Raw genomic sequence first — 13092 nt, forward strand, 5'->3', positions numbered from 1 at the left:
GGCACATGGCAAACCGAATTTATATAGAAAAGGTGAATTCTCTCTAATGGCCGACTGGCAATCCCTCGACCCTGAGGCCGCTCGTGAAGCGGAAAAATACGAAAACCCCATCCCGAGTCGCGAGCTGATTCTGCAGCATCTCGCCGAGCGTGGTTCCCCGGCGAACCGTGAGCAGTTGCTTGACGAGTTCGGCCTGACCACCGAAGAGCAGATCGAGGCGTTGCGTCGTCGGCTGCGCGCCATGGAGCGCGACGGCCAGTTGATCTATACGCGTCGTGGCACCTATGCGCCGGTGGACAAGCTGGACCTGATCCTCGGGCGCGTCAGTGGCCACCGCGACGGTTTCGGCTTTCTGATTCCGGACGACGGCAGCGATGACCTGTTCCTCAGTCCGGCGCAGATGCGCCTGGTCTTCGACGGCGACCGTGGCTTGGCCCGGGTGACCGGCCTGGATCGGCGCGGGCGCCGCGAAGGCGGCATCGTCGAAGTGCTGACCCGTGCCCATGAAACCATCGTCGGACGCTATTACGAAGAGAGTGACATCGGTTTCGTGGTCGCCGACAACCCGAAGATCCAGCAGGAGGTGCTGGTCACGCCGGGGCGTAATGCCGGGGCCAAGCAGGGTCAGTTCGTCGAGGTGAAGATCACCCATTGGCCGACCCCACGCTTCCAGCCGCAGGGCGATGTGGTTGAGGTGGTTGGCAACTACATGGCGCCAGGCATGGAAATCGATGTTGCGCTGCGCAGCTATGACATTCCGCATGTCTGGCCCGAGGCCGTGGTCAAGGAAGCGCGCAAGCTCAAGCCTGAAGTCGAAGACAAGGACAAGGAAAAGCGCATCGACCTGCGTCATCTGCCCTTCGTCACCATCGACGGCGAAGATGCCCGCGATTTCGACGATGCGGTCTATTGCGAGAAGAATGGCAGCAACTGGCGGTTGTTCTCCGGTGGCTGGAAGCTGTACGTGGCGATTGCCGACGTCTCCCACTATGTGAAGGTCGATTCGGCGCTGGATGCCGAGGCGCAGGTGCGTGGCAACTCGGTGTATTTCCCCGAGCGGGTGATCCCGATGCTGCCGGAGGAGCTGTCCAACGGCCTCTGTTCGCTGAATCCGCAGGTGGATCGTTTGGCCCTGGTCTGCGAGATGAGCATCTCGAAGACCGGCAAGATGATCGATTACCAGTTCTGCGAGGCGGTGATCCATTCCCATGCGCGCCTGACCTACAACAAGGTCAGTGCCATGCTCGAAGAGCCGAAAGGCAGCGAAGGCAAGGCGTTGCGTGGTGAGTACAAGGAAGTGCTGCCGCACCTCAAACAGCTCTATTCGCTGTATCAGGTGCTGTTGGCGGCGCGCCATGAACGTGGCGCCATCGATTTCGAGACCCAGGAAACGCGGATCGTCTTCGGTGCCGACCGCAAGATCGCCGAGATCCGCCCGACCCAGCGCAACGATGCGCACAAACTGATCGAGGAGTGCATGCTGGCTGCTAACGTGGCCACCGCGGCGTTCATGCAGAAGCATGAGATCCCGGCGCTGTATCGCGTGCACGATGGCCCGCCGCCCGAGCGCGTGGAAAAACTCAAGGCCTTCCTCACCGAGCTGGGCTTGTCCCTGCATCGTGGCAAGTCCAAGGACGGTCCGTCACCCAAGGACTACCAGGCGCTGCTGGAAAGTATTCGCGGTCGCCCGGATTACCACCTGATCCAGACCGTGATGCTGCGCTCGCTCAGTCAGGCGGTGTACAGCGCCGACAATCAGGGACACTTCGGTCTGAATTACGAAGCCTATGCCCACTTCACCTCGCCGATCCGCCGTTACCCGGATCTGCTGATCCACCGGGCGATCCGCAGCGTGATTCGCTCCAAACTCGACACCCCGCACGTCAAGCGCGCGGGCGCGGCGAGCATGCCCAAGGCGCGCATCTATCCTTATGATGAGCCGATCCTGGAGCAGCTCGGTGAGCAGTGTTCGATGTCCGAGCGGCGTGCCGACGAGGCGACCCGCGATGTGGTCAACTGGCTGAAGTGCGAGTTCATGAAAGACCGGGTCGGCGAAACCTTCCCGGGGGTGATCACCGCCGTGACAGGTTTCGGGCTGTTCGTCGAGCTGACCGATATCTACGTCGAAGGTCTGGTGCATGTCACCGCCTTGCCAGGTGATTACTACCATTTCGATCCGGTCCATCATCGTCTGGCCGGCGAGCGCAGTGGGCGTAATTTCCGCCTCGGCGACACGGTCGAGGTCAAGGTCATGCGGGTCGATCTGGACGAGCGCAAGATCGACTTCGAAATGGCCCAGAGCGTGGTGGATGCGCCTGTTGGGCGTCGCCGCGGTGGTTTCGAGTCGGCCGCGGGTAAAACCGAGCGCCGGGACGGCCGTGCTGTCGCTGCTGGCGGTTCCGATGTGGAGAAAAGCCGCGAACTGAAAAAGTCGTTGCTGGCCGAATCCAAGGGCAAGGGGCGTGGTGCCAAAGGCGAGTCCGCCAAGCCGTCCAGTGCGGACGCCAAATCCGCCAAGCACCGCAAGGGGCCGCCGAAAAGCGGAGCGCCGAGCGCCGGTGGCGGACCACGCAAGCGTAAGGCGAAGTCATGAGTCAGCTGGAAAAAGTCTACGGCGTGCATGCCGTGGAGGCGCTGCTGCGTCATCACCCCAAGCGGGTCAAGCAGGTGTGGTTGGCGGAAGGGCGCAATGACCCGCGGGTGCAAGCCCTGCTGGCATTGGCCGCAGAGGCGCGGGTCGCCGTTGGCCAGTGCGAACGGCGCGAGATGGATGTCTGGGTTGAGGGCGTGCATCAGGGCGTGGTTGCCGATGTCAGCCCCAGTCAGGTATGGGGTGAGGCGATGCTCGAGGAGTTGCTCGATCGCGCCATAGGCCCGCCGCTGTTGCTGGTGCTGGATGGGGTGACCGATCCACACAATCTCGGTGCTTGTCTGCGCACTGCCGATGCGGCGGGTGCGCTGGCGGTGATAGTGCCCAAGGACAAGTCCGCCACGCTCAATGCCACTGTGCGCAAAGTGGCCTGTGGCGCTGCCGAGGTGATTCCGCTGGTGGCAGTGACCAACCTGGCGCGCAGCCTGGAAAAGCTCCAGCAGCGTGGTCTGTGGGTGGTTGGTACTGCCGGTGAGGCCGAGCAGGAGTTGTATGAGCACGACATGACGGGGCCGACAGTGCTGGTCATGGGGGCTGAGGGCAAGGGCATGCGCCGCCTGACTCGCGAGCATTGCGATTACCTGGTCAAGCTGCCGATGGCCGGCAGCGTCAGCAGCCTCAACGTCTCGGTGGCGACCGGCGTCTGTCTGTTCGAGGCGTTGCGCCAGCGCAGCAGCAAAGGTAAAGGCAAGAGCAAGCCTTGAATCGTGTAGGTGTCGGCTGGTTGGCGCTTCGCTGTTTCTACGGCTGATCGCCAGCAAACTGGCTCCAGCGGGATCGGCGGCACCAGGCAGGGCATCACGAGCCCTGTCTGGTTCCGCTCAGGCGTAATTCGCGTCAGCGCAGCCTTACTGTTCAAATAATCACCAGTCGACCTTGCTTGTGCCTAGGGGCTTCTCTAGAATGGCGCCCCTTGCCGCGACGGCAGGCGCTATTGCGCCCTGCTGTTTGAGCAAGACTCACAAGTGATATTCACTCCTTGCCTGACCGCGTTTGGCGGCAGGCTACAACCCGTAAGGAGCATTTATGCGTCATTACGAAATCATCTTTCTGGTTCACCCGGACCAGAGCGAGCAAGTCGGCGGCATGGTTGAGCGTTACACCAAGCTGATCGAAGAAGACGGCGGCAAAATCCACCGCCTGGAAGACTGGGGTCGTCGTCAGCTGGCTTACGCCATCAACAACGTCCACAAGGCTCACTACGTGATGCTCAACGTTGAGTGCACTGGTAAAGCCCTGGCTGAGATGGAAGACAACTTCCGTTACAACGATGCCGTGATCCGTAACTTGGTCATCCGTCGCGACGAAGCAGTTGTTGAACAGTCGGAGATGCTCAAGGCCGAAGAAAACCGCAGTGAGCGTCGTGAGCGTCGTGACCGTCCTGAAAGCGCTGAGTCTGACGACTCGAATAGCGACGACAGCGACAACAACAGCGACAGCGACAACGCTGACGAGTAATCCACGGACCTATTGAGGAGCCTATCAAATGGCACGTTTCTTCCGTCGTCGTAAATTCTGCCGTTTCACCGCTGAAGAGGTGAAGGAGATCGATTTCAAAGATCTCAACACCCTGAAAGCCTACATCTCGGAAACCGGCAAGATCGTTCCTAGCCGTATCACCGGTACCAAGGCTCGTTATCAGCGTCAGCTGGCTACCGCTATCAAGCGCGCCCGCTTCCTGGCCCTGCTGCCCTACACCGACAGCCACGGCCGCTGAGATCGGTTGCTCGACAAGAAGTAAGGGATAAAACGCATGCGCGCCTTAGCTGAATTCATTATGCGCGGCCGTATGCAGGCCATCCTCGTGGTGGTTGTTTCGGCGGCATTGCCGCTGCTGTTCTGGTTAAGTGCTGCCGCAGGTTGCCTGGTGCTCCTGCGGCGCGGTCTGAGTGATGCCCTGGGCATCCTCGCTTGGGCCCTGCTGCCGGCGATTGGCTGGTGGTATTTCGGTGAGCCGCGCACCCTGTTGGTGTTGCTCGGTGCACTGGGGCTGGCGTTGTTGTTGCGCGCCAGTCGGTCCTGGGATCGTGTGCTGCTTTGCAGCGTGGCATTGGGCCTGGTGTACGGGTTGGTTTTGGGTGCGGTGTTCCGCGAACCCATCGCGGCGATGGCAGGTGAGCTGCAAAAGCTCCTGCCGCAAATGCTCGATGGGGTTCACCAGCAGATGTCGGTGGACGAGCGAGCGCGCCTGGATAGCCTGATTGCACCGGTGCTGACCGGTTTATTGGCGGCGTTGCTGCAGATTGTCAGCCTGCTGAGCCTGATGCTTGGGCGTTATTGGCAGGCGCTGTTGTACAACCCTGGTGGTTTCGGGCGCGAGTTTCGCGCGCTGCGACTGCCGCTGGCACCGGCGATGTTGCTGCTGGTCGGCATGCTACTGGGTCCCAATCTGGGGCCGCAGATGGCCATGTTGACTCCGCTGTGCAGCGTGCCGCTGGTGTTTGCCGCCGTGGCTCTGTTGCATGGGCTGGTGGTGCAAGGGCGACTGGCCAAGTTCTGGCTGGTCGGGTTGTACATCACGCTGCTGCTGTTCATGCAGCTGACTTATCCGTTACTGGTGGTCTTGGCCATTGTCGACAGCCTGTTTGATTTTCGTGGACGCTTCGAGCGCAAGCACGGCTCGGGTCCCGCGAACGGTGAAGGTTAAAAGTTAAGAGGTTATTACCAAATGGAACTGATCCTGCTGGAAAAAATCGCCAACCTGGGCAACCTGGGCGATAAAGTGAACGTTAAGGCCGGTTACGGCCGTAACTTCCTGCTGCCATTCGGCAAAGCTACCGCTGCAACCGCTGCCAACGTGGCTACGTTTGAAGCGCGTCGCGCCGAATTGGAACAGCTGGCTGCCGATAAGAAAGCATCTGCTGAAACTCGCGCCGCTCAGTTGGCTGAACTGGAAGTCACCATCACCGCTACCGCGGGCGATGAGGGCAAGCTGTTCGGCTCCATCGGTACGCACGACATCGCTGATGCCCTGACCGCCTCTGGCGTGGAAGTGGCCAAGGCTGAAGTGCGTCTGCCGAACGGTACCATTCGCCAGATTGGCGAATACGACGTGGCTGTGCACCTGCACTCCGACGTTGAAGCGACCGTCCGCGTCGTTGTGGTTGCAGCAGTCTAAGAGCCTCGCTCTGAAGCTAGCCGCTCAACGGGCTTGCGCTTAGGTGCAAGGCCGTTAACATCGGGCACGGCATTGCGCAAGCGATGCCGTGCCCTTTGTTTTTCAATTCTCGATTTTTAGTGCAGCCGATTTTTGCCCAGAGCCCTATGAACGACATCAGCATTCCCGAGCAATACGACCTGCAAACCTCCGCCTTGAAAGTGCCGCCGCACTCGATCGAGGCCGAGCAAGCCGTGCTGGGTGGCCTGATGCTCGACAACAACGCCTGGGAGCGGGTGCTCGATGCGGTATCCGATGGCGATTTCTATCGACACGACCACCGCCTGATCTTTCGCGCCATCTACAAGCTGGCCGAGCGTAACCACCCCTTCGACGTGGTCACCGTGTCCGAGCAGTTGGACAAGGAGGGGCAGCTGTCGCAAGTCGGGGGCTTGGCCTATCTGGGCGAACTGGCGAAGAACATTCCGTCGGTGGCCAACATCAAGGCCTATGCGCAGATCATCCGTGAGCGTGCCACCCTGCGTCAGCTGATCGGCATCAGCGGCGAGATCGCCGACAGTGCCTATGCCCCGCAGGGCCGCACCGGCGAGGAAATTCTCGACGAGGCCGAACGACTGATCTTCCAGATCGCCGAGGCGCGGCCGAAGAGCGGCGGCCCGGTAGGGATCAACGACATCCTGGTCAAGGCCATCGACCGCATCGACACCCTGTTCAACTCGGGCGATGCGATCACCGGCCTGTCCACCGGCTTCACCGATCTGGATGCGCAGACCAGCGGCCTGCAGCCCGCGGACCTGGTCATCGTCGCCGGCCGACCGTCCATGGGTAAGACCACCTTCGCCATGAACCTGGTGGAGAACGCCGTGTTGCGCAGCGACAAGGCGATCGTGGTGTACTCGCTGGAGATGCCGTCGGATTCCATCGTCATGCGGATGCTGGCCTCGCTCGGCCGTATCGATCAGACCAAGGTGCGTGCCGGCCGTCTGGATGACGACGATTGGCCGCGCCTGACCTCGGCGGTCAATCTGCTCAATGATCGCAAGCTGTTCATCGACGACACCGCCGGCATCTCGCCATCGGAGATGCGTGCGCGGACCCGGCGCCTGGCCCGTGAGCACGGCGAGATCGGCATGATCATGGTCGACTACCTGCAGTTGATGCAGATTCCAGGCTCCAGCAGCGACAGTCGGGTCAACGAGATCTCCGAGATTTCCCGTTCGCTCAAGGCCCTGGCCAAGGAATTCAATTGCCCAGTGATCGCCCTGTCGCAGCTCAACCGTTCCTTGGAGCAGCGCCCGAACAAGCGCCCGATCAACTCCGACTTGCGCGAGTCCGGGGCGATCGAGCAAGACGCCGACATCATCATGTTCGTCTATCGCGACGAGGTGTATCACCCGGAAACCGAGCTCAAGGGTGTGGCCGAGATCATCATCGGCAAGCAGCGTAACGGCCCGATCGGCACCACGCGCCTGGCCTTTCTCGGCAAGTATTCGCGCTTCGAGAACCTGGCGCCGGGCAGCTATCAGTTCGACGAGGACTGAGCCTGCAGCAGGGTGAGTGCATGTTCTTGCCGAGTAGGATCAATAACAACGGGCGGCCAGTGGTTAAACTGGTCGCCCGTTTTGTTTTCAGGACATTCCGCCCATGCGCCCCCTCGTCGCCACCATCGATCTTGCCGCCATCCGCCACAACTATGCCGTTGCCAAGCGCTGTGCGCCTGGCCGCCAGGCCTTTGCGGTGGTCAAGGCGAACGCCTACGGGCATGGCCTGGGCGAGGTGGTGGCGGCGCTGTCTGAGCAGGCCGATGGTTTTGCCGTGGCCTGCCTGGAGGAGGCGGTCGCGGTGCGGGCGCTGCATGCTGAGGCGCGGATCCTGTTGCTCGAAGGGTGTTTCGAGGCGGCGGAATATCAACTGGCGGCGCAATTGGGCCTGGATCTGGTGCTGCAGGGCGAACAGCAGGTGGCGGATTTTCTCGCGGCCAAGCTGAGTCGGCCGTTGAATATCTGGCTGAAGCTGGACAGCGGCATGCATCGCCTGGGCTTCAGCGAGCTGGGTCTGCGCACCTGGCATGCGCGCCTGCACGAGGCGGCGGCGGTGGCCGAGTTGAACCTGCTCAGCCACTTTGCCTGCGCCGACGAGCGTGGCCATGAAATGACCGAGCAGCAACTCGAGGCGTTCCTCGGCGTGCTCGACCTGGACTTTACCCAGCGCTCGCTGGCCAACTCGGCGGCCATTCTGACCATTCCGGCGGCGCACATGGATTGGTTGCGGCCGGGCATCATGCTCTACGGCGCCACGCCTTTTGCCGAGCTGGGGGCCGCCGAGCTGGGCCTGGAGCCGGCGATGACCCTGACGGCGCAGCTGATCGCCTGCCGCGAAGTGGCGGTGGGCGAAAGCGTCGGCTATGGCGCCGGCTGGCTGGCCCAGCGGCCGTCGCGCATCGGCACGGTGAGTTGCGGCTATGCCGATGGGTATCCCCGTCATGCGCCGAGCGGGACGCCATTGCTGGTGCGCGGGCAGCGTGTGGCGCTGGCGGGGCGGGTGTCGATGGACATGCTGACGGTCGACCTGACCGATCTGCCAGCCGCTCGGGTTGGCGATGAAGTGCAGCTGTGGGGCGCCCAATTGCCGGTGGATGAGGTGGCGCGGGCGGCCGGTACCATTGGCTATGAACTGTTGAGCAAAGTCACCCAGCGCGTACCGCGGCGTTATCGCAACGCCTGAGCGGGTGCTGGCGACCTGGGCCACTACAGGCCGCTGGTGACCTTGATCACATCCAAATGCAGGCGTGTATTGCTGCTCAGTTCGCCGTCGTCGCCACACATGCACGAGCCTGAGCGGCCGCGGGCCTTGGCCTTGTACAGTGCCTCGTCGGCAGCCTTGTAGAGGCTGGCGAAGTGGCTGGCGTGCTGCGGGTAGAGGGCCGCGCCGATGCTGATGGTCACCGTCAGCGGTTCGGCACCATAGAATACCGGCTGCGCCAGTTCGGAAAGCAGGCGCTCGGCAATCTCGCGGGCGTGGCGTTCGGCCTCGTCGCCGCAGATCAGCACGGCGAACTCATCGCCGCCCAGGCGGGCCGCTGTATCGCCGCCGCGCACATGCTCGCGCAGGCGCAGGGCAATCACCTGCAGCATCAGGTCGCCGGCATCGTGGCCGAAGCGGTCGTTGATCGGCTTGAAATGGTCGAGGTCGATCAGCATCAATGCCACGCTTTCGCCGTGGCGCTCGGCGTGGGCCAGGGCGGTTTCGGTGCGTTCGACCAGGTAGCGGCGGTTGGGCAGTTCGGTCAGCGGATCGTGGAAGGCGGCGTGTTGCAGCTCCAGTTCGCGTTGCCGCAGTCGCTGGTTGCTCGCGGCCAGCTCGGCGGTGCGTTGTTCTACTGCACGCTGCAGCTCGTCGGCATTGTCCTGGGCCAGTGCCAGGCGTGCGGTCTTCTCGCGGTCGGCTTGTCTTAGTGCAGCGGCCTTTTCTTGCTTGAGCGTCTGGATGCGGTAGGCCAGGGCAAAGGAAAACAGGATGGTTTCTGCGGCGATCGACAACGGGAACAGGTAGGCGGTGAAGTTGTGCGGCTCGATCAGCCCGGCCGCGCGCATCACCAGCACCACGGTGCTGCCGAGCACGGCGCCGTAGCCGAGCAGGTAGAAGCGCGCCGGGAAGAAACCCTGGCGACAGCGCACGCCAGCACTGAACAGGGCGGTGGGCACGGTGACGAGTGGGGTCAGGGCGATCAGCAGGGCGCCTTCGGCGCGATGGCCGAAGGCGTTGATCGCAATGGCGATGAGATACAGCACGCAGCCGGCATTCAGCAGGCGATGCGGCCAGGTCAGTCCGCGTTTGGTGTAGAGCAGCTCCTGGGTGAAGCGCATGACGAAAATGCCCCAGAGCGAGGGCAGGGTGATGCGATCCAGCCAGAAGGGCACGGCGCTGCCGGGCCACAGGTACTGGAAGCCATGGCCGGTCATGCTGAGGATGAACACCAGCACGCAGGCGGTGGCCAGCACGTACCAGAGGTAAGCCTGGTCGCGCAGGGCAATCAGGATGAACAGGTTGTAGAGCAGCAGCGCCAGGATCATCCCGTAGATCAGGCCGAAGCCGATATTCTCGTTGCTGGCCTGTTGCTCGAGGTCACCGAGTTGCCAGATGGTCAGCGGGAAGGAGTTGCCGGCGGGGTCGAGGCTGCGGAAGTACAGGGTCAGGGGATCTTCACTCAGCTCGGGGAGCTTGAAGACCATGCGTCTATAGGCGTAGTCACGGCCCTCGGCGTAGGGCGCCGCCGTGCCCGTGACGCGTTTGTGCCAGCCGCCCTGGCCATCGGGCAGGTAGAGTTGCAGGTTGTAGATGGTGATGCCGGCGTTTTCCAGCCACCACTGGCTGGGACTGTCCTGGCCGCGTTGCAGGGTCACCTTGACCCACCAGGGGTGGCGGCTCTGGCCTACGGTGGCGCGGCCATTTGCCGACTGAAAGCGGCTTTGCACGGCGGGGTCGGCCATGTCGGCGATGCTCAGTTGCCCACCGACATCTTCCAGCAGTTCGATCCGTTCATTCAACAGCATGCCGCTGCTGGCGCTGTCGAGCAGGATGGTCGCCGCACTGGCCGTGGCGGGCAGGCAGCTCAGGCACAACAGTAGAATGAATGAGGAGACTATCCGCTGCACTGCAAGCACCTCTTGTGCCCGGCACCGCTACCGATGGCAATCGCTCGAGTATAGCCATAAGTCTGCATGTGATCACAAATGCCGTGTGGCCGGCGCAGACCCGGGTACATGGGATTGTCCCAGTATCAGGGTCGGACTTGGTCAAATTTTGTGCTATATTCCGCGACCGTTTACTCCTGACATCTCGGTCATTTCATGCACGCAGCCAAGCCGTTATTCGACTATCCAAAATACTGGGCCGAGTGCTTCGGCCCGGCGCCTTTCCTGCCGATGAGTCGGGAAGAGATGGATCAGCTTGGCTGGGACAGTTGCGACATCATCATCGTCACCGGCGATGCCTATGTCGACCATCCGTCGTTCGGCATGGCGATCATCGGTCGCCTGCTCGAGTCCCAGGGCTTTCGGGTTGGCATCATTGCCCAGCCGGACTGGAGCAGCAAAGACGATTTCATGAAGCTCGGCGAGCCGAATCTGTTCTTCGGCGTCGCGGCCGGCAACATGGATTCGATGATCAACCGTTACACCGCCGACAAGAAAATCCGTTCCGACGATGCCTACACCCCTGGCGGTCTGGCCGGCAAGCGCCCGGATCGGGCCAGCCTGGTCTACAGCCAGCGCTGCAAGGAAGCCTACAAGCACGTGCCGATCGTGCTGGGCGGCATCGAGGCCTCGCTGCGGCGCATCGCCCACTACGATTACTGGCAGGACAAGGTCCGCCACTCGATCCTGATCGACGCCTGTGCCGACATCCTGCTCTACGGCAACGCCGAGCGCGCCATCGTCGAAGTGGCCCAGCGCCTGTCCTACGGCCACAAGATCGAAGACATCACCGATATTCGCGGTACCGCCTTTATCCGCCGCGATACGCCGGACGGCTGGATGGAAATTGACTCCAGCCGTATCGATCGACCGGGCAAGGTCGACAAGATCATCAACCCCTACGTGAATACCCAGGACACCCAGGCCTGCGCCATCGAGCAGGAAAAGGGCCCGCAGGACGATCCGAATGAGGCCAAGGTGGTGCAGTTGCTGCCGCACCCACGGCTGGAGCGCGACAAGACGGTCATTCGCCTGCCTTCATTCGAGAAGGTCCGCGCCGATTCGGTGTTGTATGCCCACGCCAACCGTGTGCTGCACCTGGAAACCAACCCGGGTAACGCCCGCGCCCTGGTGCAGAAGCATGGCGAGGTGGATGTCTGGTTCACCCCGCCGCCCATCCCGATGACCACCGAAGAGATGGATTACGTGTTCGGCATGCCCTATGCGCGCGTGCCGCACCCGGCCTATGGCAAGGAAAAGATTCCGGCCTACGAGATGATCCGCTTCTCGGTCAACATCATGCGTGGCTGCTTCGGCGGCTGTACCTTCTGCTCGATCACCGAGCACGAAGGACGGATCATCCAGAATCGTTCGGAAGAGTCGATCATCCGCGAGATCGAAGAGATCCGCGACAAGGTGCCGGGCTTTACCGGGGTGATCTCCGACCTCGGCGGGCCGACCGCCAACATGTACCGCATCGCCTGCAAGAGTCCGGAAATCGAATCCGCCTGCCGCAAGCCGTCCTGCGTGTTCCCCGGTATCTGCGAGAACCTCAACACCGACCACAGCTCGCTGATTCAGCTGTACCGCTCGGCCCGCGCCTTGCCGGGGGTGAAGAAGATCCTGATCGCCTCGGGCCTGCGTTACGACCTCGCCGTGGAGTCGCCGGAATACGTCAAGGAGCTGGTCACCCACCATGTCGGCGGTTACCTGAAGATTGCCCCGGAGCACACCGAGGAAGGCCCGCTGAACAAGATGATGAAACCGGGCATCGGCAGCTACGACAAGTTCAAGCGCATGTTCGAGAAGTATTCGAAAGAGGCGGGCAAAGAGCAGTACCTGATTCCCTACTTCATCGCCGCCCACCCCGGCACCAGCGACGAGGACATGATGAACCTCGCCCTGTGGCTCAAGAGCAGCGGCTTCCGCGCCGACCAGGTGCAGGCCTTCTACCCCTCGCCGATGGCCACCGCCACCGCCATGTACCACTCGGGCAAGAACCCGCTACGCAAGGTCAGCTACAAGAGTGACGGCGTGCCTATCGTCAAGAGCGAGGCCCAGCGTCGCCTGCACAAGGCCTTCCTGCGTTACCACGACCCGAAAGGCTGGCCGATGCTGCGCGAGGCGCTGGAGCGCATGGGCCGCAGCGACCTGATCGGGCCGGGCAAGAACCAGTTGATCCCGCTGCATCAGCCGGCCACCGACAGCTACCAGAGCGCGCGCCGCAAGAACTCCACCCCAGTCGGCAGCAAGAAGGTCGGCGGGGCCGCTGCGGCTCGCAGCCCGGGTGACAAGACCCGGCCGCTGCTGACTCAGCACACCGGTCTGCCGCCGCGCGACACTGGTGCCGCAGGCGGTAACCCCTGGGACAAGCGCGAGCAGGCCAAGGCCGCTGCCCAGGTGCGCAATCAGCAGGCTGCCAAGGAACGCGCCGATGCCGCCAAGGGCAAGGGCAAGAAGCCGGCGAAGAAGCCAGCCGTCCCGCGCTAACGGGTGTGACGGTTCGTAGGATGGGTTAGCCGCACAGCGGCGTAACCCACCGAGCAGTCTGTCGCGGCTAAAGCCTCTCCCGCGGGATTTACGGTGTATGTGCAAGGGGCTTTAGCTGCGAGCTTTTGCGCTGTTTAGAG

The 13092-nt window shown here is 62.4% G+C and carries 10 protein-coding genes; 9 read left to right on the forward strand and 1 reads right to left on the reverse strand.

Annotated elements, in window-relative coordinates:
• Window positions 1-46: 46 nt before the first annotated feature.
• From rnr to alr, 8 genes are all read left to right on the forward strand, one after another.
• Window positions 47-2593: a ribonuclease R gene (gene rnr, locus PH586_RS01055; RefSeq protein ID WP_271345919.1), complete on the forward strand. Its 2547-nt coding sequence runs from the start codon at window positions 47-49 to the stop codon at window positions 2591-2593.
• Entirely contained in the window at window positions 2590-3354 is a 765-nt protein-coding gene (gene rlmB, locus PH586_RS01060; protein ID WP_271345920.1) for a 23S rRNA (guanosine(2251)-2'-O)-methyltransferase RlmB, read from the forward strand. The genes rnr and rlmB overlap by 4 nt, the downstream gene beginning before the upstream one ends.
• 322 nt (window positions 3355-3676) lie before the next feature.
• Window positions 3677-4108, forward strand: coding sequence for a 30S ribosomal protein S6 (gene rpsF, locus PH586_RS01065; RefSeq protein ID WP_271345921.1), 432 nt, complete (start codon window positions 3677-3679; stop codon window positions 4106-4108).
• A 28-nt stretch (window positions 4109-4136) separates the two neighbouring features.
• Window positions 4137-4367 (forward strand): 30S ribosomal protein S18, encoded by a 231-nt coding sequence (gene rpsR, locus PH586_RS01070; RefSeq protein ID WP_069519637.1) that lies wholly within the window; start codon window positions 4137-4139, stop codon window positions 4365-4367.
• Window positions 4368-4403: 36 nt separating this feature from the next.
• A complete protein-coding gene (locus PH586_RS01075; protein WP_271345922.1) occupies window positions 4404-5297 on the forward strand; it encodes a hypothetical protein in 894 nt (297 codons plus the stop codon).
• A gap of 21 nt (window positions 5298-5318) precedes the next feature.
• A complete protein-coding gene (gene rplI, locus PH586_RS01080; protein WP_079204719.1) occupies window positions 5319-5768 on the forward strand; it encodes a 50S ribosomal protein L9 in 450 nt (149 codons plus the stop codon).
• Window positions 5769-5914: 146 nt separating this feature from the next.
• Window positions 5915-7309: a replicative DNA helicase gene (gene dnaB, locus PH586_RS01085; RefSeq protein ID WP_271345923.1), complete on the forward strand. Its 1395-nt coding sequence runs from the start codon at window positions 5915-5917 to the stop codon at window positions 7307-7309.
• Between the two features lie 103 nt (window positions 7310-7412).
• Window positions 7413-8492 carry an alanine racemase gene (gene alr / locus PH586_RS01090; protein WP_271345924.1) on the forward strand — a complete coding sequence of 360 codons (1080 nt, stop codon included), beginning with the start codon at window positions 7413-7415 and terminating at the stop codon, window positions 8490-8492.
• A gap of 23 nt (window positions 8493-8515) precedes the next feature.
• Here the strand turns inward: alr and PH586_RS01095 are convergent, their stop codons facing one another.
• The gene (locus PH586_RS01095) at window positions 8516-10423 is read right to left on the reverse strand and encodes a diguanylate cyclase domain-containing protein (RefSeq protein ID WP_333908315.1); all 1908 of its coding nucleotides are present in this window, start codon (window positions 10421-10423) and stop codon (window positions 8516-8518) included.
• A gap of 195 nt (window positions 10424-10618) precedes the next feature.
• Here PH586_RS01095 and PH586_RS01100 point away from each other — a divergent pair, with 195 nt between their 5' ends.
• Window positions 10619-12952 (forward strand): YgiQ family radical SAM protein, encoded by a 2334-nt coding sequence (locus PH586_RS01100; RefSeq protein WP_271345925.1) that lies wholly within the window; start codon window positions 10619-10621, stop codon window positions 12950-12952.
• The last annotated feature ends 140 nt before the right edge of the window (window positions 12953-13092 follow it).

The sequence above is a fragment of the Pseudomonas aestuarii genome (assembly GCF_027988105.1).
In the GTDB taxonomy this organism is placed as follows: domain Bacteria; phylum Pseudomonadota; class Gammaproteobacteria; order Pseudomonadales; family Pseudomonadaceae; genus Aquipseudomonas; species Aquipseudomonas aestuarii.